The sequence below is a fragment of the Pseudodesulfovibrio piezophilus C1TLV30 genome (assembly GCF_000341895.1).
GTDB lineage: Bacteria > Desulfobacterota > Desulfovibrionia > Desulfovibrionales > Desulfovibrionaceae > Pseudodesulfovibrio > Pseudodesulfovibrio piezophilus.
The window spans coordinates 63,782-88,298 of sequence record NC_020409.1 but is presented as its reverse complement, the minus strand read 5'-3'; the positions used below and the strand labels follow the sequence as shown (position 1 = coordinate 88,298).

Below are 24,517 nucleotides of genomic sequence, written 5' to 3'. Positions count from 1 at the left end.
ATCTTCTAAGCAAAGCAATACATGATTTGTTCGGTATCTTTATCATAATTTTTTATACAGCTTTACTTGGTTGTGTGCTGAGTTTCATCAATGGTCAGGACATTGGAATGATTGTAGAACAAATAATCGAAATCCATATCCAGGCTGTAATAGGCGTGTGTTGTGGGTATTTCCTCTTAAATATAATTGGCCCAAAGAGGTTGGGGAAATCTTTTTTAATGACAGTATTCGCATCAGGAATTTTAGCACTCTTCCAATTTGCTCATGTTGATTTTGCATGGAACATAAGAGAATATCTTCAACAATATCAAAATTTTATAGACGTCGTATATCTTACAGAACGAAGTCGTGCATTTGGATTGTCATTAACCCCTGTACACTTGGCCACCCAAGTCTGCTACGGCTTTGCAGTTTGGACCTCGTTGAGATTACTCGCTGCAGATAATTATCAAAACAAACACATGTTCAGGATAGCCTTGAAGCCCTTAACAGTCATGATCATCTTTGCGGTGGCTTCGGGCAATCGTTCCCCTTTATTAGGATTTGGAATATTCATACTTGTTGCGCTCTTCTTCGCAAGACCCCTTTTAACTCTCCTGGTTGGCACACTCACAATACCCCTGCTGTTTGTTTTGTGTGAAAATTACAATGCCGTATATGGATATTTTAAGGGCTACGAAATCCGTGCATTAAGAGTCGGGGACAAGTCATCACAAGGAAGAGAAGTTTTAAGAGCGTATGGTTGGCTCCTCTTTCGATATAACCCGTTTGGGTATGGTTTAAACTTTTCAAGTGTCAATTATGCCAGCAAATTTTGGTCACAGATATCACAATTTGAGAATGCCCAGTCAATACTCGTTAATGCCGTACACAATTATTACCTCAACATCCTGCACAAATACGGAATCCTAATACTCCCGGTCGCATTTTATGTATTCAGAACGCTGATACGTCATTTATATATACTTATGATCTTCATTCCATACATTGTACATGCATACTTCCACAATGATGGACCACTACAAAGTGATTTTATAATATGGTACTTTATACCGTTATTTCAATTAGTGGTAAGTAATATTTCAAGCGACAGTAAAGAAGCATAGGAATAATTTCATATGAAAAAATTATTTTCAATTGTAACCAACACACTTGGCCACTCAAATAAACTCATTGAAGTACTAGAGATATACCTCAGTTCAAACCATGACATTGAAATAATCCTCACGCTCGATAACCCTTCTCTTTCCTTCTCACAAATCCTTCCCAGCAGTATTCTCAATGAGAAAAGGATGGTTTTAATAGAGAATAGCAGCACTCTTGGCCCGGCAATATGTGCCAACAATGCAATTCAAGCTTCATCTGGGCAGTATATAGTTAGAAATGACGACGATGATATACCAAAGCATGACAGACTAGGATGCATTCTTGATTTCTTTAATAATAATCAATCGTGCGATATTGTATATTCCTATGCTGAAGGGATCCTCGAAGGATCTTCGAAAAAATGGCTTATTGAAGGGCCAACGCATGACTCTGATATAAAGAAGTTATTACTTAAGAAGAATTTCATTGTCCATTCAACTGTTGCTTTTAGATTTTCATCATTCAAAAGGATCGGTTTCTACAACAACTCATTCTTTTTTGCACAGGACTATGACCTGTATCTGAGAGCTTCACGAAGTGGATTGCGTTTTGGCTGCATACCTAAGAACCTGTTAACACGAGTTTATCATAACCAATCGATAACAGTAAAAAAAAGAAAGCGACAGATTCTGCACTCGATGGCAGGTCGACTACTGCATCATGCACAAACAGAAAATGATCAAAATCTTATCGTCATAATGATCCGCTACCTGTCTCTTTTGATACTCCCTAACTGGGTTCGAACAGTACGAAGAGCGTTGGGTCATGGCAGATAAACAAAAGATATTGATAGTAGGACCCCGGGGCATATTTGGCTATGAAGGGGGAATAGAAAAATTCTCTGACCAGTTCATTTACCGCGCTGCTCATATTCTTGAGATTGATGTACTCACTCTCCACCCATTCAAAGGCAAAAGACTCAAAGGGTTGAAAACAATTTCAGTCATGCCCACACATGCATTAAAGACTGACAAGCTGAACTATATTATTTCAAGTATAAAACAACATCTTAAAAAAAAATATGACCATATTTTTATATTAGGAACTAATTTTTCCATACTCATCCCATTCTTTAAAGTGATATTCTGGAAGAAAGTGAAGATTCACTTACGCAGCGGATCTGTCGATCATACCCTCAAAAAATGGCCGCCGGCGATTCGCCTGGCCATGCAGTTAACTGAACGGTTTTGCAACTATGCAGACACCGTTATTTCAGTCTCTCCAAGCATCCAACGTCATTTGGCATCAATTGGAGTTCATTCCCATTTGATCAGGAATGGGCTTGATAAAAGTCACAAAATGCCCCTTGCAACAAGAAAAAAATGTAAAGTCGTATGCGTGGGCAGAATTACAGCCCAAAAAAATTATTCCGTGCTCATTAACGCAGCCCGCCTTATTGATGACACCAATATCAAGATAGACATACTCGGTGGTGCTGATTTGTCAGATGAAATGCATCATTTAACACAGCTAATGACGTCAGCGATCAAACCCAAAATCCAATTCCACGGGGGAGTGAGTCGGCAGATGGTATACCACCATTTATCAACGGCATCTTTGTATATAAACTGTTCTGTGCATGAAGGCATGTCAAATGCCATTCTTGAAGCTATACAAGCCGGCACTCCCCTTCTCCTTTCTGACATTGAGGCCAACAGGGATTTACAACTCCCGGACTTTCACTATTTCGACCCCCATTCACCAGAAGACCTGATCCTCAAAATTCAAGATGCGTTGTCATACATGGAAAAGTATATCGTTCCGCTTGATCGGTTTGACGATTGGGATCAAACAGTTGATTCAATAATTCATGTCACCGGCATGGTGTAAAAAGAAGGATATATCCCATGAATCTCGTATTATTCATGACGTGCAAAGGCTCTCTCAAAAAATGGATAAGTGAAGGTATCGCCAAAAGAGAATTCGAACTCTACTTTGAATATCTGCAAAGAAATCTTATCGATACTTTGACTCTCTTTTCTTATTGCCCAGATGACCATTTGTCTCTTGATCAAATGGAACTTCCATCTGATATTAAGAAGAAAGTTTTTTTTGTAACTCCAGAGAGGGAGCTACTGTCTGGCATGGATCATATCAGATATTCATTCAACATCCGAAAAATTCGAGAAGCGACTGGTGGTCGCCGAGTTATATGTAAAACGAACCAGATTAACGGGTCTTGGTCCGCACTGATTGCAATCTTCTTCGGTGGGATATTCTTTTTGCGCTCGGGGTATATTCTCTCCCGTCGTTGCTTTAAAAATGGAGACTATTTCAAGGGGGCTCTTGCTCTCACCTTAGAACTAATAGCGACCAATTTTGCGAGCTTGATATCCGTGACCACTCCAAATGGGAAAAAATCTTTGGCGCGACTCAAAATAATGAATTCAGCTAAAATTTTTATAGCTCCAACCTACGTAAATACAGAGAGATTTAGACCTGATCCCAATATAAATCGCAAAGAGGCGATTGTCTTTGTTGGCCGATTGGAGACAGGCAAAAATATAATCGCTTTAATAGAGGCAGTCATGAACACTGGAAAAAAACTGCTTATTATCGGCAGGGGCAGCTTGGAGCAAAAAGTGACCGATTTGGTAGCACAAAGCAAAGGGACTATTGAACATAGACAATTCATGACAAATGAAGAAATAGCCGAAGTGTTCAAGACACACAGATATTTTGCACTTCCGAGTTTTCACGAAGGGCTTCCAAAGGTTCTGATTGAGGCCATGTCTGCGGGGATGGTCTGCATGGGCACCCCCACTTCTGGCATTGCGGACTTAATTTCACACAATGAAACGGGCTACCTGATGCAAGGCTATACTGTCGATGATATACAAAGATGCATTGAGTATACATATTCTCAGCCAGAAAGTGACCAGGTTGCACAAAAAGGCAGAGCTTTTATCAAGAAAAAACATTCAATTGATTCATATATTGATTCTGAATTTTCTCAACTTAAGGAAATGTCATGATGCTTTCACGCTTCCCCCTCCTTATTTATGCTTTTTTACTTTATTTTTTCCCCTGCACAATAGCGTCAGCTGTTGAAGTCGATGATTTTACCGTGAGTGGAGGACTTGTCACCGGGAGCAATATTATCCATGTTACTTCTCTCGATGATGATGGCCCGGGAACCTTACGCGAAGCATTGGAAAAGGACGGCCCTAAAATAATTGTTTTTGAGGAATCCGGCACCATCCTCCTCAAATCAGACTTGATAATAACACATGACAAAACCACAATTGCAGGTGAGACCGCTCCTTCTCCCGGAATAATCATCCATAACGGGAGTCTCCATATTCGCGCTAGTGACATTGTCGTCAGTCATGTCGCAATATATCCCGGAAGTTCAAATGACCCCCAGATCGCCGAAAATCGAGATGGGATATCCATTTACGGCTCCCCTAGCAAAAATATACAAAGAAATAACATTTTACTTCATAACGTCAGTGTCGGCTGGGCTGTAGACGAGAATATCGGAATTCAAGGGTTAACCGATCACATCAAAATCGTCAGATCGCTGATTGCTCAACCACTCGTAACAGGAGGGCACCCCAAAGGGAGCCATTCCATGAATATCCTTCTAGGCGGAACCGTCAAACGTGTCATCATTGTCGGCTCGGTTCTGGCAGGGGCTGAATACCGAAGCCCTCGTCTATTAACGGGAAACCGAGTGAGTTTTATTAACAATGTGATCGTCGGCCCAGGCCTGCGAGCGACACATCTGGACACCAGCCAGACAGTTCTTCAGCCAGGAGCTATTGATCTAATAGGGAATGTTTACTTTCCCACGGCTGCAACAAAATGCAACAGCTATGCTATAGATATTGACAGTCAATTTTTAAAAGCAACTCCAGCCACAACTGTCCACTTGGATGATAATGCCGTGCTGGAAAGCTGTAAAACTGATTGTTTAAAACTGACGAATGCAACCATGAACCTGCTTGCAGAAGAACCCGTGACTCAATTCGGTTGGAAGGTCATATCGAGCAAGAACGTTACAGAGGGCGTCTATCCGTATGTAGGCAGTCATCCTGCACAAAGAAACCCAATTGATGCAAAAGTGATAAGGAGTATAGAAGACTGCAGCATCTCACTCATGCAAGAAATGCGGGATACAGGTGGATATTCCTCACTCAAGTCCATCCCTACAAATGATGACGTGCCTATATCGGAAAAACTCACTTCACCTGAAGATGTGGACACCATGAAAGCATGGCTCCTAATGCTGCACAAACGTGTCACCCATGGTGCTGATTTCATATATTAATTAGAAGGTTAGTATTGAATGCAGACTCCAACACTTCTTGTTCTTTGGCAGGTACAATAGATGAGGTGCCCTTGGGCAGACTTTGAAAATTGACCACACGAACTGCCACTTCCCCCTGGCACAAAATTGAAAAGCAGCACAAATATACTCCCTCCTCAAAGAACTCGTCGTCCCCTTATTGACTTTCAGTTGAAAATGATTTTCACTGTCATCCGCCACACCCGCTTACTCACAGACTCTCTCCGAAAGGGAATAAGGCAATACATGATCTTTCACGAATCACATTGTGAGATTATCCTATTTATTATTTGAAAATGATATTCAATTTCGTTTATAAATTTATATTATTAAACTTTATAGTGCTGATATAAAAGAATTTATTAACATATTTTAAAAATCCCCCAAAATGGGAGAAGGAAGAAACGAGATGCTGAAAACAATTGCCATTTGCATGGCTTGTTTTTTTACTTGGTCAACACACGCATCTGCAAATGACCAGGCCAAAGATATTCATGCGCGGGCAACCCGTGCCATAACTGAAGAAGCAGCCAGCCAAAACCAGTATCAAAACTGGTCTGACAAAAAAGAGGAAGTCTCTTCTGAAATCAGAGACCTCAAAGCAATGGATTCTTGGCTTGAGTTTCAAAACACAAAATATGCCAAATACATACAGAAGCAAGAAACTGTTATTGCAGAATTGCAAAGAAGAAAAGAAGAAGCCAAACGGATCAGTATGGAACTGGAACCTTTTCTTGAAACCATTGTGAATCGCTTGGAACAATTTGTCGCTCAGGATCTCCCCTTCTTGAGTGAAGAACGTAACAACCGTATCCGATTCCTCCATGAATCCCTGGACGATTATCATCTTTCTCTTAGCGAAAAACTCCGCCGTGTCTTCGAAGCCCTTCAGGTTGAGATGGAATACGACCGAAATGTCGCATCCACCAATGAAGAAATGCTGGTAGATGGCATCCCGACGCGAGTATCTATTTTCCGTCTTGGCCGAACTGCACTGTTCTACCAAACAGCAGACGGATCTTCCGCCGGAGTCTGGAATCGACAGACGAGCACATGGCAACCTCTTGATGCCACATACTCAACAGATCTCTCTCGAGCCAGGGAAATGGCATCCCGACAAAGATCAGTTGAATTGATCACTTTGCCTGTGGAGGCTGTACAATGAAACGCATTTTCTTGACTTTACTGATAATGACTCTCTTTGCTTCAATTGCATATGCTCAAAACTGGCAAAAAACCGCCCAGAGCATCAACGCTATGGTGGCGCAAGCTGAGCATAATGCTCAAGAAACAAGATCCATACTTGCAAACGAGAAAAAGCTTGTCGTCGCTGACAAAAAAGTCCTGGAACACCGGATAGCTGATAAAAAGAAACGTTTTGCCAATCTTAAGCAGCGCTACGATGAACTTTTAAAAAAAGAAACCCAACTCAAAGAAGACCTTGAACAGCAGGCTCACGAACTCAAAACCATTGATGGAACGATCAGAACAGCAGGGAAGCAGGCGCGCGACTACTTTCATGAAAGCCTCACAACACCCGAATTCCCAGAGCGGAGTGCGATTCTAAAGACAATCCTCACCCCGGACACCTTTCCAGGACTGCTTGGTATTCAGCGTCTTTTGAGCCTCTATCTGGACGAAATGGAAGCTTCCGGAGCAGTCATTCGACGGACAGGAGCCTACATCGGTACAGATGGACAGGACCACACCGGCGAAATTATCCGAATAGGCACTTTTTCAGCAGCGTATCGCGAACAGGACGGATCGCTCGGTTTTCTGCGTCCCACAGCCGGAGGGGAATCGCTTGTCGCTGTCAAAGGTGACCCAGGATGGTCCATGTCCAGCACCATGAATGCTTTTTTTGACGGGACCAGCGCAGCCTTTCCCATCGATATATCAAATGGTGCGGCTCTCACCAGATTGGCTCAAGAACAGAAAAGCGTCATGGAGTGGCTCAGTGCCGGAGGATTACTCGTCTGGCCCATCATCCTTGTCGGCGTGGTAGCCATCATCCTTATTTTGGAACGATTCTACACCTTGAGCCGAATCCGTGGCAATTCGACGCGCAATATGAAAGCCATATTGACCATGGTTTCTGAAGGGAAATGGAAGCAGTGCCAAGCTTTTTGCAGTGAAAAACGAAAATTCCCGACATGCCGTATCATAGGGCATACTTTACAATACATGGGAAATACCCGCGAAATAATAGAAAATGCATTCCAGGAAGGTCTTCTTAAAGAACTCCCAACCTTGGAGCGTTTTCTGCCCACTCTTCATGTTCTGGCAGCAGTGGCTCCCCTGCTCGGTCTTCTCGGAACAGTGACAGGAATGATCAATACATTTCAGGTGATCACTGTTTACGGAACAGGTGATCCAAGAATGATGTCAGGTGGTATCTCCGAGGCTTTGGTTACGACACAACTCGGGCTTGCTGTCGCTGTCCCCATCATGATTCTGCACCATATCCTTGAGCGACGCGTGGATCAGATAATTGGAGACATGGAAGAAAAGGGAACCGGCTTTGCTGTTGCTTTGATGAAACAGGGACAAATCAAGAAAAAACAGGAGGAACTCGATGCAGCTGCATGATCTTGCTTCACGTCTTGCCGGGTATTTTCAGGCAGGTGGGGACATTATGTACCCACTCATCATTCTCTCCTTGATTATGTGGACCTTGGCAATTCTCAAAGGGATCCGCTTTGTTCGTGAATGGAAACAGGAAGTCCCGGCTGAAGCCTGCCTGGACTACTTTCAGGAAACGCAAGAAGCTGGCGACCAGAATTTGTCTGTCTGGCAAAAAGAAATATTGGCAGACTATATGCGAGACAGGTGTGACGACCCTGATCTGAATCGAGAAACTCTCGGGGTTCTCCGCATGCGCCAGGAGTCCAAAGTCATGCGTCACATCGGCACCATTCTCATTCTTGCCGCCATAGCTCCCCTTCTGGGTCTCCTTGGTACTGTAACGGGCATGATTTCCACTTTCGATGTCATTGCTCAATTCGGAACCGGAAACGCACGGGCACTCGCTTCCGGTATATCAGAAGCTTTAATCACGACGCAGAGCGGTCTTGTTGTTGCCGTTCCAGGGCTTATCATGGGTGGATTGTTATTTAGACGTGCCGAAAAGCTCAAAGGCCGCATTGAACTTTTCTGCATTGCGTTGCAAGAGCATACTGACGGATTCATGAGGAGAAGAGAGGGATAGCATCATGAAAAGCATTCGGTCCATGCGCAATGGACGCTCCCGCAGAAGTGACATCAACATGACACCATTAATTGATATGGTTTTCATTCTGCTCATATTCTTCATAGTGACCACAAGCTTTGTGCGTGAGGCTGGTGTTGATGTGCAACGCCCATCTGCCCAGTCTGCTGAAACCAAGGAAAAAGCCAATGTCATTCTAGGACTCACTGCCGATGGTCACATCTTTGTCGAAGGCAGAGCACTGGATATTCGATCAGTTCGAGCTTACATGGAACGATTTCTGGCAGAAACACCAGAGGGGGCTGTCGTCATTGTCGCTGACAAGCAAAGCATGACCGGCGCAACTGTTCAGGTCCTTGATCAGTGCCGACTCGCCGGTGTGAAGAATATCAGTATCGCGGCAAGGAAAATATAATGATACTGAGAGCCCGTGGATCAGGCGATTACCTCGCCGCAAGCATGGTTGCGGTCATGATTGTCGGATTAATCTATGTGGGTGTCCTTCTGCTTAATGGCACAGAGCCATCAGGAGATTTCTCCGTTGTCAAAGGAGCTATACGCATTGCTGCGGAACAACAAGAGAGACAGGTCGCCCCCCTCGAACGCAACAAGGAAATCAAAGAACAAAAGCCACCGGAACGTTTGCCAAAAACAATGTCATCAAAACCCAAAAGCAATACAAGCAAACCTCTTCTCAGCTTCAATGTCCCGCAGTTCAGCGCAGATATGCACCCTTCACTTGACGGTGAAATAGCTCTCCCCGTGAGCAATTTGGGCGGAGTCGGTTTCAATATGGATGAAGTTGATGAGGTTCCACAGGTTCTTCGGCAGGTGACCCCGGAGTACCCATACAACGCCAAAAGGAATCACATAGAAGGACGCGTCGTTGTGCGTATGCTGGTTCTTAGCAACGGAGCACCAACAAACTTGACTGTTCAATCATCTGAACCAAACGGTATATTCGACAAAGCCGCACTCAAAGCTGCCAAGCGATGGAAATTCAAACCTGGCCACTACAAGGGACAGGCTGTAGATACCTGGGTTCTTCTTCCTTTCAATTTTGAGCTGACACAATGAAATACTTAATAATAACAATAATTTTTATAACTTTATGGATCCTCACGCCTTCCCAGAGTGAAGCAAAAATCCCCCCGGAAGCGCGCCAGACACTTGTCCAAGCTGAAATACTGATGGATAAAAAACAGTATGTCGAGGCAGCAGAACTGATAGCGCAATATCGTAAGACCACCCGGGAAACGATCTCTGCCGAAGTCTACATTGCACAAGGAGGAGCACTTTATCAGGCCCAAAAAATGCAACAGGCTCTACTCCCTTTTCAAGAAGGCCTTACTCTCTATCCTGACAATGAATATCTCAATCTGAATCTCGGAATTGTTTATTATGAACTGAAGCAATTCACCGAAGCCGGCAAGCTTCTGGAAAAAACCTATCGCGTGCAAAAAGAAAAAAAACCAGAATTTCTCTATCAGGCAGGCTCAGCATACTATCAGGGTAAGAAGTTTGATAAATCGGCTCGAGTCATGACTTTCCTCATCAAAGAATCACCTTCTCCACGAGTGGAATGGGTCCGGCTTGCCGTTCATGCACTTCTCGGAGCACATCGGCAAAAACAGGCCGAATCGATGCTCATAACATTCCTGAGTGTCAGCCCCGAAGAATCGGACTACTGGAAGTTGCTTGCTAAACTATATCTCGACAAAGAAGAATACGCCAAAGCCGCAGCTTCTTTGGAAATAGCCTACCGACAAGGCACCCATTCCACACAGGATCTTGAACGGCTCGCTTCCATATACCGTTATCAAGGAGCAACTCTCATGGCTGCCCAAACCCTTCAACGAGCATACGGAGCTTCTCCTAGCCAGGAAAACGCACTTAAGGTCGCTGCTCTTCTGGCTTCAGCCGGCCGTGTTGAGCAGGCCGTGGACTACGCCAGTAAATACAGTACCAATACAACCGGAACCTTGGCCAAAGCACGAATCCTTTTTCATTCGCGTCGGTTTGACGAGGCAGAACGCGTTCTCGGCTCAATAAAGGAAAGTCAAAAATCTCCCGAAGTGCATTTTTACCTGGCCCTGTGTGCATGGGAACGTGGAGACTGGGATCATGCCCGACAGGAATTCAAAAGGATTGCTGGCACCAAACAATTTCGTAATCAAACCAATTCCTATTTAGCTGTACTTGACGATATCGTTGAAGCTCGTCAAAGCATTGAGAATTAATAGCTTGTATACAAGTCGTCACTCAAGGGAATGTTTCGTCTACTTCGTCAAAACATTCCCCTTGTTTCTATTCTCTATCCCCCTATTTTACTTCTAATACGTCACAATAAAGCCTTAAATCTGTAAAAAGTACTCATTACCAGAAAACAGAGAGCTTGCCTGCGACTTGCGGGCGATGTGTCTAAAGAGTGGAAAGAAGCAAAGATTGACACGACAACTTATCCAATTTATTTGTTTCTGATCTTTCACACACAATACATTATTCTTTGCATCTATCATATTGAAATAATTAATATTAGTCATAAAATAATCCAACCTAGCTTTCGTTGACCATGAAAAAAGTACATACCGCCATCTGGAATACCGCCCTCCCCTTCCAAGATAAACGTGATGATGCAGGGCACGCCTTCATTACCCTTGAATACGCAAAACAGCTTGTGGACCTTGAAGGAGGAAATCCCGATGTGGTTCTCCCCGCAATCATCTTGCACGATACAGGGTGGAGCAGATTGGCTCGTGAAGAATGGATGGTTGTTTTCAAGCCGGACGCAACTCCGGAAGAAGAGATGATCGTCAGATTGCGGCATCAGGAAGAAGGCGTTATCATAGCAAAAAGCATACTGGAAAGCTTGGACTACACACCGCTCTGGGTTCAAGAAATTCTCGAGATTATTGCTGAGCATGATACTCGTAAAGGGTTCATCTCGAATGACGAAGGGCTTGTACGAGATGCCGACAAGCTGTGGAGATTTTCAAAAACCGGCTTTGATGCGGACGTTGAACGCTTTGAGATTGATCCTGACTTTCTCTACCACAAACTTTCCAAACAAATTTCCAGCGACGGTTTTCTCTATTCCGACATATCAAGGGAATTGGCTTATCAAGAATTAGAAAGACGGAAACGGGAATTTATGAGGGTTGCAGGCGGACAAATACATCGAAATAAAAAAGACAGTTCTGTCTGCAATACGATGTAACCAAGATTATTATCTTGACTATCAAGGCTGCTCAACTCTGAAAACAGCCCTTCTTTATTGCTATTTCATGCCCTTTGGTGTGAAATAATTTTATGTATACCCTCCGAAAAGGAAAAAATCTCCAAGCCCTCTTCTTGGGAATCCTGATACTGATCTGCAGCCAACCTGCTTTTGCAGAGGTCATATTGAGTGAAAAAACTGAATATTATCCCGTTCATGGAACAGGGAAAAAAGCCATCACTCAGAGTCTTCGAAAGAACTCACCTCACAAAAAAGGTCAAAACTACTACCCTGCCTATACTCAAACGGACATTAAATACCAATATACATGGGGAAACCGGGCAGGACGATGCTCTGTCGTCAAGGTAAAGGTTTTTCTAACATTAACCTATGTCTACCCTCAACTCAGCCTCTCTCAGTCCAGCCAAACCCAGACATGGTGGAATGAAAAGGTCAGAAAATTTGAAATTCATGAAAAGATTCATGGCAATATCTCAAAACGAGCCGCCCATGAATTGGATAGAAAGCTTCGCGCGCTCAAAGGCATTAACTGCTCCAATGCCAAACAGATCATAACGAATCGAGCCAGATTCATTATCAGACAAATGAAAAATTCACAGGCCGAATATGATCGGATCACACGTCACGGTCTTGAACAGCACAAATACCACGGCCCTAAATAAAAAGGCGGTAAGATCAACATCTTACCGCCTTTACAAAACAATCTATATGGAATTATTCCATGGGGGCAGGAGCCTTCATATCCCAGATACCACAGGGACAGGAATTTGCGCAAAACCCACAGGCTATGCATTTTTCAGGATCAACAACACGTTCGAACCCGCCATTGGCGAGAGCTGTTCGAGAGATTGCCGCCTGCGGACAAACCGTATCACAAATATAGCAATCCCGACATGAACCACACGAGGAACACTCTGCTCCACACTGATTCATATCACTGAATTCTATAACCCGAGGGTCAAAGTACTCAAGAGTCATGCGAGTATAGTCAATCATATCCTTGGTATCAGTCATAGGTCGACGACCATTAAAGAGGTCATCAATGACCTCTGCGGCTCGGCGTCCATGACCTATCGCATGCGTCAGCAGTCCGGGGCGTACCACATCACCAATGGCGAAGACCTGTGAATCTGTCGTCTGGTAATCATCATTAACCACAACATGCCCACGATCCAGCGCAATATTGCTTGGCAAAAAGTCGATGTCAGGCGCATCACCAATAGACATGATGACTGTATCTGCCTCCAACAACTCACCAGACTGCAACAATACACCTTTCTCGGTAATTTCCTTGGTGAAACAGGGCCACTTGAACCGCGCTCCGACCTCTTCAGCCTCCTTGCGTTCCTTGCCAAAAGAAGCCGGCTCCTGAATATCAATCAGAGTAATATCGTCTGCACCGACGCCTGCAGCAACAGTGGCCACATCACAACCAACATTACCAGCTCCAATAATCACGAGTTTTTTACCGATATCCGCTTTTCCTTGCTTGGCATCCTTGAGGAATGTCAAAGCTGGGTAAATGCGCTCATGACCCGGCACAGGAATGACGCGAGGTTTCTGAGCGCCTGTTGCAAGGATAACGTAGTCATACTCTTGTTTGAGTTCAGCAAACTCGGTGGCTTTGAGTTCCTGCTGCAAATGAACATGCGGTAAAACCTTGGCTGCCCGCTCAACTTCTGCTTCAACCACTTCCTTAGGTACTCGGCTGTACGGTATGGATGAGGTAATCTTGCCACCAAGGGTTTCAGCCATGTCAAAGACAACTGCTTCATGTCCCTTCATGCGAATCTGCCATGCAACAGATATCCCGGCCGGGCCGCCACCAATGACGGCAACCCGCTTTCCTGACAGCTCCGGCAATTTCGGCGCCTTGGATTTATTTCCCTCTCGACCGAGTTTGGTAATATCCACAGAGGCCATGCCCTGCTGTGTTGAGCGAGTACACCCTTCCATGCACAGATTCGGGCAAAGATACCCGCAAACTGTAGCAGGAAAAGGCGTATATCCTAAAGCAAGATCAACGGCCTCATCAACAAGACCATCTCTCACCAACCGCCACCGTTCCTGAACAGGCATACCGGTCGGACAATTAGACTGACAGGGAGCCATATACTTCCTATTTTCCCAAACAGGAATACTCCGACGCAAATCTCCGTGGACAATAAGTGGAATAGGTGATCGATCAAGATCGGTCAGATCTCCAATCATCCCCCCACGACCGAGTTCTGCATCCCACACATTCGCGCGGAAATCCGACATTGAAGGACGAACTTTCCCCTTCTTTTCATACGGAGTCTTAGCTCGGATGAGTTGCCATTCCTCTCGTCTGGTCAATCTCTTTAACAATCGGGAGCGTTTTATTTTCTTGAGATAAGAGGCCATATTCTCAATCAGCCATGCCCACGTTTCATCATTGATGGGTTCCATAATGGCATCAGCCTGGGAGAACCCGTCAATAGGGCCGCGAACAAAAATCCGTCCACCAACCATGCCGACACACGGACGGTAGCCAAGAATATTTTTAGGATTTTGAGCCTCATGTCCACAAATGACAGTCGTCCCACCAGCCATGAACTCGGCGAAATAATCACCTGTTGACCCGAGAACCCAGAGTTCCGGAGGAGCAAATCGAGGGTTTGTTTTGGTCATGGTCATGCCACGGGCACCGATATTACCGGCTATAAAGACCTTGCCCTGAGCCATGGCGTTGCAGGCACCGTTACTCGCATCTCCATGCACAATGATTTCGGCACCGGCATTGAGCCATCCGACATCATCGGAAATACTTCCCATGACTTCGATGGTCGTGCCGGGAAATCCCTTTGATCCAATACGCTGCCCTGGTGAGCCAGTGACAGTGATGGAAATAGGATCTTCCTTGGAAATCCATAATCTACCGCCGATGCCATGCTGGCCCATGGCATCAATCTCCAGCTTACGCGCACCATTTTTAACTGCGCGCTGGATACGCTCTTCAAGGATTCGCGATTCGACGCGAACACCATCTTCAGAGCCGTCTATGTGTTGTGTTCTTTTAGCCATTGTATTCTCCGTCTATCCTGAACTTCGATGGTTAAATCACGTACTTGATGCCGAGACGTTCGGCAGCGGCCTTATCGCTGATACCGAGTCCATCGGACATGCCGATAGGCAGAGACGTTGAACGTCCCAGAGGCGCGAAGACCTTTCTCAATTCCGTATCGAAGCTCAGGTAGAAATCCACCACACGTTCCGCGACCTTTTCCGGGTCCAGACGGCGATACACTCTCGGGTCCTGAGAGGTGATGCCTTTGGGACACACACCAATATTGCACACGTTGCAACGATCTTTCTCGCTGCCGACACAACCGGCACCGGCCTGCATGACGTATTTCCCTATCTGCACCATACTGGCACCCAGCATTATCAATGCTGCGGCATTTGCCGCCAGGTTCCCATGCTTGCCTATCCCTCCACCTGCAATCAACGGAATCTCGTTCTGGGCACCGGCAACACAGAGTGCCGAATAACAATCACGAAGGTTCGATGCGATAGGATGTCCCATGTGGTTCATGGAAACATTATAGGCCGCTCCGGTTCCTCCATCCTCGCCGTCAATGGCAAGTCCTGCCGCATAAGGATTACGGACAAGGTTATTGAGGACCGCAAGCGAAGTCGATGATGCTGAGATTTTCGGATAGACAGGGACACGAAATCCCCAGGCCATGGACATGGATTGAATCATTTTGGCAACAGACTCTTCGATGGAGTACTGTGTCTGATGCGTGGGAGGGCTAGGCAGGCTGATTCCCTTGGGGACACCGCGAATGGCCGCGATCAATTTATTGACTTTGTACCACATGAGCAGTCCGCCATCACCAGGTTTGGCTCCCTGTCCGTATTTGATCTCAATAGCACAGGGATCGACTTTCATTTCAGGAATGGCATGAATGATCTCATCCCAACCAAAGTACCCTGACGCGACCTGAAGAATAACGTATTTCAGGAATTTCGACCGCAACAAACGCGGAGGACATCCACCCTCACCCGTACAGATGCGCACCGGCATATTCAATTCTTCATTGAGGTACGCCACGCCCATCTGGAGACCTTCCCACATATTCGGGGACAATGCGCCAAAGGACATACCTCCGATAACCAGAGGGTAAATTTCGCGCACAGGCGGTTTCCAGCCATTTTCCTGATGACATTTGATCTGTGCTTCGGGAGACAGTACCCGTCCAAGCAACGTTCGCACATCGAACTCGTGACGGCCCGCATCAAGCGCAGGGTCTGTCAACATTGAAATACGGATAAACTTAAGCTGGTCGAGTAAACTTTCACTGCTATTTCTACGTCCACCACGGGTACGAGACTGCCCACCACGATTATTCTGAAACTGAAGTGTCGTGGAATCGTACTGACGCTCTGGCTTGATGGCATTATTAGGACACACCATATTGCACATGGAGCACCCTATGCAGGCATAGGCGGGATCGGTACGCTGCCGAATTCCGTAAAAAGTAGAAAAAGTGTTTGAAGGCTTGGCCTGCAGCCCCATGGGAGCATTGATTTCGCGTTTGCGAAACACACCAAGTTCAATAGCATTGACCGGACAGACCGAAGTACAACGCCCACACTTCGTGCAAGTATGAATATCCCAATTGATCTGCCAAGGCAGATCCTTGAGACCTATCGTTGAAGGGCTAATTGGTCTTTCTGAGAGCATTGGACAACCTCCCGGCAATCAGGTCTGACGATCGCGGTATCGAGATGCATGGGTTGAAAATCTTTACTTCTGTCACGTTCGGGAATTGCGGCGTTCAGGCCACATATTTCCGAGGAGAAGGCATACATGCCTATCTCGGGATTGCCCCCGACAACACCCGGACGCAATTTCTTGCGGTCCTGGGCCATGAACATGGAGCCGTCATCAAGGCAACCAATCACACAGTTGGGGCCATCGATGATCAGTTTTCGACACGACTTTTTCAGATTGGAAAGAAGCTCACGGTCTGGATGATCCGCCATTTCATCATCGTTCATTGGAGTAATGATGTGTTTGTAGGCGCTGATATCAAGCCCCAGTTTCTTTGTCGTGAAGTGTGCAATGTGGGTAAATACTTCGGAATCAGACTGATAGCCCTGATATCCAGTGACGCCACGTGACTGGAGATACTCCTTGATGGGAATAAACGCTGTATTCTCTCCGTTTGTCATGGTGCCGACACCCTCAATGAAGAAGGGGTGACAGGCGTATAGATTAATAGCGTAGTTCGTATTCTGACGGCCCTGAGCAAGGATGTGCCTTGCATACAGTTCCTCGCGACCCAACTGTAAATACTCGCCTATTGCAAGAGGATCACCGACTTCCTTGATCATGATGGTATCCGGCCAAAATGAAAAAACCATGATGTCTCCGGTCTTTTCACCTTCTGCACGTAAATCAAGTCGCACCTGAACAAGGCGCTGTCCTCTTTCATCTTTGGACAATGCATTCCACTCGGGGGGCATTTTGTATGCCATGGCAGCGTAGGTACCACGACGGGGGGTCCCGACCGGAGGCATTCCCTCAGGAGTGTACATGGCTGAATAGTCTGCCTCAAATCCACGCGCCGACATATATTCAGATACGCGATTGAGTCCGGCTTCAGTAAAGATACCGGATAGAATGGGACACTCTTTCAATTTTTCAAAAGGGCCGCCGAGTCCACTGAGGTATAGCCCGACACCCGATCCGTCGTGCCCTTCCTTCATCACATTCAGGGCATCGATGGCGAGCATGGGGGACACCGGATCGCGGCTTGTGAGCGCAAATAAACGGCACATGGTCTCTCGTCTCTCCACAGTTAAATATTACAGGGTCCGAATGGAATTGTCAGAGCACGAATCCCCTTCCAACAAACAGGTAAACATGCTGTTTTTACACAACAATCCACATAGAACCACTCCCGAAGCCATGAATACCTTCAAGTTTATCTGCCATCGTCGTGACAAACACCCCTAAAAGCAACTCCTTCACCGCAGTCAATTCACAATTTTGCAATCAGACAGGTGAACTATCAACTACACAGAGTGCAAAATCATCCTTTAGCCCGGCAGGAGACCGTAGACTAAAAGCGAAAAGGCCGCAACCCAGCAATAAAATCTTTTTTTGACATTATTGTAATAATGCAGAATCAAGCCGACACACTAAAGAAGAATGCCTGAATCAAAAAGCGATTCAGGCATTGAAATACTAAGAAATGACACCATCCGATGTCTGCGAGAAAACAGGGGAGAGGCTAATCCGAAAAAATATCCATTTTTATGGCTTCACGTGATGCCACCGCAAAGAAATCAGCAGGAGAAACCCCATATTGACGACAATACTTCTCAATTCGTACCAAAAGATGGCTATGCATAGTCACCTCAAAATCTTCAAAGTCACTTCCATCTCCGGCAACCACAATGTTTATTGCTTTTTTCTCTTTGTGCTCAGGCTGTGCCATAAGCTCCTTCTTCCCAGTTGGCTCCGGCATTTCGTTGCCAGCTTCCAAAAAGAACTCAAGAAACAAGGCAAGGGCTTCGTGAGCTTGATCAACCGCTTCATCAAGGTTTTCCCCGAATGTGGTACAGTCTGGAAAATCAGGAAAACCCACAGAATACCCATTTTTTTCTCTTTCAAACAAAGCTATATATTGCATGCAACCCCTTCTAGTATGAGATATAAAGTATTTAGTGACGGTACTCTCAAACGCTTTTCATCGCAATAAACAGGTTCCTTGACGCACCCATTTGTTTAAATTACTTATTAATTATTATTCTTTATTCAGGGTGATAATCGATTACCCGAAACTCAGAGCCAAGACACATTATGAAATTATCAGCTCGTTCCCGATATGCCGCCAGACTCCTGCTCGACCTTGCCATGCACGAAGCCGACAAGCCGATCAGAACTGCTCTGCTTTCCGAAAACACAGGGATCACTGTTCAATTCATTGAACAAATCATTCGTCCCCTTAAAAAAGCCGGACTGATTAAATCCGTACGAGGGGCTGCCGGGGGCCACATTCTGGACAAAGACCCCGCCCATATAACACTCGGAGAAATTGTCCGCACAATGGAAGGGGCAATCAATATTGCCAATTGCCTTGAATGTGAAACAAAATGTGAGCGGTCTCAAGCATGCAGGACCAGGTCTGTCTGGGAACGCGCCTCACGAGCCATGGAGCAAGAACTCGACTCCATAACTCTTGCTGAACTCCTGGAATCGCCTGAAGACTGCCCCAACATGGACTAGAAAAGGACCGTTTCCCCTGCTCTTCCTTCAAAAAGAAAAAGGGGGGGGAGCGTCGTCAGATGAAAGGCTCTCGAACGACGAAAACAAGATAAACTAAAGTCCAATCAAGACTATTTTATGGCAGAAGCCAAAGTTCGCTTACTGACGAGCATGAAAACTTCGGATTCTTCCTGTAAATGACCAGCCAGATTTTCTGCTTCTTCCCCGGAACCACAAAAGAGATCCATCCGTGTTCCTTTGATTGCTCCCCCAGTATCCTGAGCCAAAACCAGGGCTGTAAACGGCTCTGTCTCACCGGACTGGTAATTCATGAGGTTGGTTTTCAGCGCAAGCACACTGCCGAGAGGAACCATGGTGGGGTCCACAGCAGCGCTCAATCGAGGAGTCAGAATCGACCCGATGGAACCGTAAGGCCCCACGTCCGAAAGGTGAAAGAAGACATAACTGGGATTCTCGAACATTAACTTCTGGGCGACATAAGGATGGGCATCAAGAAAAGCTCTGATTCGTTGCATACTCATTTCCTCACGAGGAACAAATCCTCTCTCAATCAGCAACTTACCCAACGAAACATATTTGTGCCCGTTCTTCCCGCCATAAAGTATATGTTTGACAGAGCCATCCCGCAAGACCAGCCTTCCAGACCCTTGGATCTGGAGGAAAAAGACATCCACGGGATCCTTAGCCCATGCAAGCTCGTCCCCTTTCCCTTCGAGCCCCCCTTCTCCGTCAATAGCTTCTCTGTCGAGGTACGGCTCAACACCATCTTCGCCGATTCGATAAACGAGAGTTTGCCCTTTCCATCTATGGTGAAATTTTCCAAGGTTCAGTGTCTTAAGATCTTCCGGCACACCATACAAAGGGTATTGGAAAACGCCGCCTTTGGTCAGCGAAGCTTCAAGCCACGGCTCATAGTAACCGGTTAGCAAAGTTCGAGGTGAGACCTTAAGCCACTCAAAATGTTCAGAAAGTAACTCAGGATGGCTTTCAAGGTGAGGCAACAAGGCCAAAAGCTCCGCCACACTATCCCCTACTTGCTCCCAGGTCAGGGTCAACCCCGGTCGAGTCACACAAACACTCTGTTGAGGCCGTCTGAGAATATACCCGAGACTGTCTTCCAGACCGGCTTGAAGATCCATCCAAGATTCAAAGCCTTGCGATTGGATGGAGACTTCCCCAGCTATCTCCTCAGCCTGAGATTCTGTAAGAGGTTCGTAGTACGGAGAAACATTTATCGAATCCGGAATGTTACCGGCAGAACATCCCCAAAGAGAAGCAAGTGTCAGAAGAAACAGACAATAAAAAAAACGACCTGACATCATAATTCATTTTCCTCTTTATGGCTGAGGTCATCCGCATACTCTTCCATATATATATGAAGCATGACCATGGCGAAACTCAGGATGAGGGGACCATAAAAAATGCCGAGCATACCGAAAGAATAGATACCGCCAAGGATGGCAAGAAAAATATAAAAAGTGGAAACGCGAGATGCCTCGCGCATAAAGATCGGTCGTAGAACCGTATCAATGCCAACAACGAAGACTCCGCACCATAAAGCGAGAAATGTTGCCATTTTCCAGTCTCCTGCCAAGAAAAGGTAACAGACAGCAGGGACCCATACCAAACCGGTTCCGACGACGGGAATCAATGAGGAAAGTGCCATCATGGCTCCCCAAAAGAAAGCGGGAATGCCTACGACGGCAAGGCCAATGCCACCAGCAATTCCTTGAAGGACCGCAACCAGCAGGCACCCCATAAGAACCCCTCGAGCAACCCTTTTGAGAGAATCAATAATATAATCCTCCTGCCTGCTTCTCAAGGGTGAAAGGTGTTTGAGCGAATCAACCATTTTCCCGCCATCCCGTAAAAAATAAAACAGGATGAAAACCATAAGAAGAAAGTGCAGGACCAAGGAAGCCGCATTCTTGACCATCTTGGAACCAAATCCAAGCATGACCTGAGCAAATCCCTTTGAATACTGAATCAGACTCGCCTGGATATCAAAATCGTTCAAATGGAGAAAAGGAAGAGCCTGGTGTATCCAGGCCTCGTACTTTTCCAAAAGATGTATATTTTCGAGAGAATGAATATCCACAGTGGTCACCCAAGAGTTCAGGGCGACCAGGGATTCAACACCTTGACTGATCAGCGCAATGACCAAAAAAATCATCGGAAGCAGCAAACAGAAAACAATAATGGCGACAGTTATGGTCGAAGCCATTGCCCGTTTGCCTTTAGTGACTCCCAAAGCCCAATGAAAGACAGGAGAAAAAAGAACTGCGAGCACCGTCGAGAAAATCAATGTATGGACAAATGGTGCGATCAGGGAAAAGCCAAGATACAGGGACAGTATCAGCAGCAAGATGAGAAACACCTTGTAGATAGTCCCCGGAGGAAGTGTTGAGGGCCGATTCATATCGTTCATGGTTTTTCTATACTCCGTACTATCATCAATATTACCAGAACGATGGTCTCGTCAATGACACAAGAATCCGCTATGGGCGGTTTAGAGTTGCCTCAATGATCGCCGCAACGGTGTCAATATCGACCGGTTTGGCGACATAATCATTCATACCAGCGTGAATGCACCGCTGCTCATCTCCCCACATCGCATGAGCAGTCAAGGCAATAATCGGGATATCCGGCTCCAAGCAGCCTGTTCCAGGTTCCCGTATATGCCGAGTCGCTTCGATCCCGTTCATGACAGGCATCTCCACATCCATCAAGACAATATCGAACGAATTGACCTTCAGCGCATCGACAGCCTGCAACCCATCCTCCGCCAGCTGCACCTGACATCCCATTCTTTGAAGCAGACGAACAACATACCGCTGGTTGACCAGATCATCCTCAGCGACCAAAACCGAAACTCCCTCAAGGGGCTTTTTGTCTGCCAGAGTGCTCGTTAATGGAGTCTGAACTGCGTAACGGCTTGCCTTGAGCGGAATGGAAAAGGAAAAAGTGCTTCCCTTATCCACCTCGCTTGAGCAATGCACAGAACCTCCCAACAGTATCACCAGCCTTTTAACAATAGCCAGTCCAAGCCCAAGCCCGCCTGAAGTGTGAGAAAGATAATCTTCAGCCAAGGTAAAACTTTCAAAGAGTGAATTCAACTTTTCGGGAGGAATACCTATCCCTGTATCCCGAACGAGTATACGAATGACTATCAGGTCTTCATCCTTGCGGTCATTGCCTTCACTCTCCATTGGAGAAACATCAACGGAAATAAGCCCGGAACGAGTAAACTTCACTGCATTGTTGACCAGATTCCCCAGCACCTGGCGAACCTTAGCAGAATCCCCTCGCACCCAGGACGGCACCTCTGAGGAAAGACTATACGAGACCTCTACCCCCTTGGCAGCTGCGGTTCTTTCATACTGGGAGAGAATCCCTGTCACCAAATCTTCGAGACGAAAATCAATCTCACGAAGCTTGAAAGTGGATGTTTCCAATTTGGAATAATCAATAATCTGGTTCAATACGGATAAGAGCGACATTGACGATTCTTTTATCAACTGCACACTTTCTCGATAAGGGTGTCCAAGATCAGAAAGAAGGAGAAGTTCTGTCATCCCGAGAACTCCATTCATCGGAGTACGAAGCTCATGACTGATAGTAGCCAGAAAAGACGTCTTGGCCTGGCTGGAGGTTTCTGCCGCCTTTTTTGCCTTGAGTAACTCTCGCTCCATCTGATGTTTGTAGAGTCCAACTTCAATGGCCGACTTAAGCTCTTTGTGATCAACGGGTTTGAGTAAATAGCCGTACGGCCCAGAGACCTTGGCCCAATGTAGAGTTTCATCATCGGCATAAACCGTCAGATAAATAATGGGCACATCAAACAGCCTTGATATCTCATTGGCAGCCTCAACCCCATCCATCGAGCCTTCCAAACGAATATCCATCAAAACAAGGTCAGGATTGAGCGTATCCGCCATGGAAATGGCTTCCATCCCGGATGAGGCCAACCCAACAACCTCATAACCTGTTCTCTCCAGCGCATTCTGAATATCCAAACGGGCAATGGCATCATCCTCGACAACAAGTATTTTTTCCGTCCCCATAGAATTCCCCCATATTGTCAGCAAAAGACACACCATCTTAGCAGCACATCTGTTACCATACCAACCAAGAAAACGTCAGTTTTCTCACTATGCGTAATCCATGAAGTTACATCAAGAAACCTTTCATTCCATTGATTCTTTTTTATCCTTCTTCAATACAGCAAAAGGAGAATCTCTTCGAATTAAATTCAATAAGAACCGCAAGAGAGCGAACAATAAACACACTTTCAACTTTTCAGCCAATCCTCCCTCCCCTTACACATCTTGTTTTTTTTAGTAATCAAAGCTATGAAAGACAGTCGCCCGACGCTCATTTACCCGAATGAACGTGCGATACATGTTACAGGAACCAAAGCTTTCAAATCGGTGTTTACCCGGACACCATGAAGAAGCGAAGGTATACTAATCAACACAGTTCCATCTGGAGGAAAGGATGACCCTAATTATTACTCTCTTGGCAATGCTGTCTCTGCTTTTGTGCGCCGCCATGTCTGCCAGTGCGGCAGATATTGACCTTGCTCGAAAATCCACCCTGGAAAAAGTCATTCAGAGCGGAACGCTTCGCGTCGGTCTTGAAGCGGGCTACATGCCGTTTGAAATGACAGACAAGAAAGGCAATATTGTCGGATTCGATGTCGATATGGTCAAGGAAATGGCCAAGGCCATGGGGGTCAAACTGGAACTGGTCAACACTGCTTGGGACGGGATTCTCCCCGGCCTTATGTCCAATAAGTACGACTTGATCGCTTCTGGTATGACTGTCAATCAGGAGCGAAACCTGAAGGTCAACTTTGCCAATCCGTATATCATTGTCGGGCAGACAGCGCTTATCAATAAAAAATGGGCCAACGAAATCTCGTCCTACAAAGACCTCAATAACCCGGCATACATTATTACTTCAAAGCTTGGCACAACCGGTGAGCAGGCTGCCAAACGCATGTTCCCCAAAGCAACATACAAATCCTTTGAGACAGAAGACCAGGCCATGCTGGAAACTCTCAACGGCAAGGCTACTGCCATGGTTTACGACCTGCCTATGACATCCATCTTCTTTGCGCAGCGCGGTAAAGAAGCTGACATGAAATTCCTGGACAAACCCTTCACCTACGAACCTCTTGGCTGGGCCATCAACAAGGGAGACCCGGACTTCCTGAACTGGCTCAACAACTTCCTGGTTCAAATGAAGAATGACGGCCGTTACGATCGAATCTACAGTAAGTGGTTCGATTCCAACAAATGGCTCAAGGATATCCAGTAGACGACGGATCAACTCACCGGGGGGCGCTACCGCGCCCCCCGGTTCTTT

The 24,517-nt window shown here is 45.9% G+C and carries 22 protein-coding genes; 15 read left to right on the top strand and 7 right to left on the bottom strand.

Going from position 1 to position 24,517, the window contains the following annotated elements; translation table 11 throughout:
* Positions 1-107: 107 nt before the first annotated feature.
* The 13 genes from BN4_RS00460 (at position 108) to BN4_RS00400 (ending at position 12,545) form a co-directional block, all read left to right on the top strand.
* Entirely contained in the window at positions 108-1,106 is a 999-nt protein-coding gene (locus tag BN4_RS00460; protein WP_157871222.1) for an O-antigen ligase family protein, read from the top strand.
* 12 nt (positions 1,107-1,118) lie between these two features.
* Positions 1,119-1,922 (top strand): glycosyltransferase, encoded by an 804-nt coding sequence (locus BN4_RS00455; RefSeq protein WP_015413379.1) that lies wholly within the window; start codon positions 1,119-1,121, stop codon positions 1,920-1,922.
* Positions 1,912-2,976 carry a glycosyltransferase family 4 protein gene (locus BN4_RS00450; protein WP_015413378.1) on the top strand — a complete coding sequence of 355 codons (1,065 nt, stop codon included), beginning with the start codon at positions 1,912-1,914 and terminating at the stop codon, positions 2,974-2,976. Before BN4_RS00455 ends, BN4_RS00450 begins: the two co-directional genes overlap by 11 nt.
* A gap of 17 nt (positions 2,977-2,993) precedes the next feature.
* A complete protein-coding gene (locus tag BN4_RS00445) occupies positions 2,994-4,121 on the top strand; it encodes a glycosyltransferase family 4 protein (RefSeq protein WP_015413377.1) in 1,128 nt (375 codons plus the stop codon).
* Complete coding sequence (locus tag BN4_RS00440) at positions 4,118-5,419, top strand: hypothetical protein (protein WP_015413376.1); 1,302 nt, start codon at positions 4,118-4,120, stop codon at positions 5,417-5,419. The genes BN4_RS00445 and BN4_RS00440 overlap by 4 nt, the downstream gene beginning before the upstream one ends.
* Before the next feature lie 427 nt (positions 5,420-5,846).
* Entirely contained in the window at positions 5,847-6,602 is a 756-nt protein-coding gene (locus BN4_RS00435) for a DUF3450 domain-containing protein (RefSeq protein WP_015413375.1), read from the top strand.
* On the top strand, positions 6,599-8,026 hold the full coding sequence (locus BN4_RS00430) for a MotA/TolQ/ExbB proton channel family protein (protein ID WP_015413374.1): 1,428 nt from the start codon (positions 6,599-6,601) through the stop codon (positions 8,024-8,026). The genes BN4_RS00435 and BN4_RS00430 overlap by 4 nt, the downstream gene beginning before the upstream one ends.
* Positions 8,013-8,645: a MotA/TolQ/ExbB proton channel family protein gene (locus tag BN4_RS00425; protein ID WP_015413373.1), complete on the top strand. Its 633-nt coding sequence runs from the start codon at positions 8,013-8,015 to the stop codon at positions 8,643-8,645. The genes BN4_RS00430 and BN4_RS00425 overlap by 14 nt, the downstream gene beginning before the upstream one ends.
* 4 nt (positions 8,646-8,649) lie before the next feature.
* On the top strand, positions 8,650-9,060 hold the full coding sequence (locus BN4_RS00420; RefSeq protein WP_015413372.1) for an ExbD/TolR family protein: 411 nt from the start codon (positions 8,650-8,652) through the stop codon (positions 9,058-9,060).
* Positions 9,060-9,722 (top strand): energy transducer TonB, encoded by a 663-nt coding sequence (locus tag BN4_RS00415; protein WP_015413371.1) that lies wholly within the window; start codon positions 9,060-9,062, stop codon positions 9,720-9,722. Before BN4_RS00420 ends, BN4_RS00415 begins: the two co-directional genes overlap by 1 nt.
* 113 nt (positions 9,723-9,835) lie before the next feature.
* Positions 9,836-10,885 (top strand): tetratricopeptide repeat protein, encoded by a 1,050-nt coding sequence (locus tag BN4_RS00410; RefSeq protein WP_162138606.1) that lies wholly within the window; start codon positions 9,836-9,838, stop codon positions 10,883-10,885.
* 332 nt (positions 10,886-11,217) lie between these two features.
* Positions 11,218-11,862: an HD domain-containing protein gene (locus BN4_RS00405; RefSeq protein WP_015413369.1), complete on the top strand. Its 645-nt coding sequence runs from the start codon at positions 11,218-11,220 to the stop codon at positions 11,860-11,862.
* A gap of 185 nt (positions 11,863-12,047) precedes the next feature.
* Entirely contained in the window at positions 12,048-12,545 is a 498-nt protein-coding gene (locus tag BN4_RS00400) for a DUF922 domain-containing Zn-dependent protease (protein ID WP_157871220.1), read from the top strand.
* A gap of 52 nt (positions 12,546-12,597) precedes the next feature.
* On the opposite strand, the gene BN4_RS00395 is transcribed toward BN4_RS00400, so the two are convergent.
* The 4 genes from BN4_RS00395 to BN4_RS00380 all read right to left on the bottom strand — a co-directional run bounded on the left by BN4_RS00395 (position 12,598) and on the right by BN4_RS00380 (position 18,551).
* Positions 12,598-14,928, bottom strand: coding sequence for an FAD-dependent oxidoreductase (locus BN4_RS00395; RefSeq protein WP_015413367.1), 2,331 nt, complete (start codon positions 14,926-14,928; stop codon positions 12,598-12,600).
* A 31-nt stretch (positions 14,929-14,959) separates the two neighbouring features.
* The gene (locus BN4_RS00390; RefSeq protein WP_015413366.1) at positions 14,960-16,594 is read right to left on the bottom strand and encodes a glutamate synthase-related protein; all 1,635 of its coding nucleotides are present in this window, start codon (positions 16,592-16,594) and stop codon (positions 14,960-14,962) included.
* Positions 16,558-17,694, bottom strand: coding sequence for a class II glutamine amidotransferase domain-containing protein (locus BN4_RS00385; protein ID WP_015413365.1), 1,137 nt, complete (start codon positions 17,692-17,694; stop codon positions 16,558-16,560). The genes BN4_RS00390 and BN4_RS00385 overlap by 37 nt, the downstream gene beginning before the upstream one ends.
* A gap of 455 nt (positions 17,695-18,149) precedes the next feature.
* Positions 18,150-18,551: a type II toxin-antitoxin system HicB family antitoxin gene (locus BN4_RS00380; RefSeq protein WP_015413364.1), complete on the bottom strand. Its 402-nt coding sequence runs from the start codon at positions 18,549-18,551 to the stop codon at positions 18,150-18,152.
* Between the two features lie 170 nt (positions 18,552-18,721).
* On the opposite strand from BN4_RS00380, the gene BN4_RS00375 reads away from it, so the two are divergent.
* Positions 18,722-19,147, top strand: coding sequence for an RrF2 family transcriptional regulator (locus tag BN4_RS00375; RefSeq protein WP_015413363.1), 426 nt, complete (start codon positions 18,722-18,724; stop codon positions 19,145-19,147).
* A 110-nt stretch (positions 19,148-19,257) separates the two neighbouring features.
* Here BN4_RS00375 and mltA read toward each other — a convergent pair whose 3' ends face one another.
* The 3 genes from mltA to BN4_RS00360 all read right to left on the bottom strand — a co-directional run bounded on the left by mltA (position 19,258) and on the right by BN4_RS00360 (position 23,211).
* Positions 19,258-20,469 (bottom strand): murein transglycosylase A, encoded by a 1,212-nt coding sequence (mltA, locus tag BN4_RS00370; protein ID WP_015413362.1) that lies wholly within the window; start codon positions 20,467-20,469, stop codon positions 19,258-19,260.
* A complete protein-coding gene (locus BN4_RS00365) occupies positions 20,466-21,575 on the bottom strand; it encodes an AI-2E family transporter (RefSeq protein ID WP_015413361.1) in 1,110 nt (369 codons plus the stop codon). Before BN4_RS00365 ends, mltA begins: the two co-directional genes overlap by 4 nt.
* 70 nt (positions 21,576-21,645) lie before the next feature.
* Entirely contained in the window at positions 21,646-23,211 is a 1,566-nt protein-coding gene (locus BN4_RS00360) for a hybrid sensor histidine kinase/response regulator (RefSeq protein ID WP_015413360.1), read from the bottom strand.
* A 433-nt stretch (positions 23,212-23,644) separates the two neighbouring features.
* On the opposite strand from BN4_RS00360, the gene BN4_RS00355 reads away from it, so the two are divergent.
* Positions 23,645-24,469: a transporter substrate-binding domain-containing protein gene (locus BN4_RS00355; protein ID WP_015413359.1), complete on the top strand. Its 825-nt coding sequence runs from the start codon at positions 23,645-23,647 to the stop codon at positions 24,467-24,469.
* The last annotated feature ends 48 nt before the right edge of the window (positions 24,470-24,517 follow it).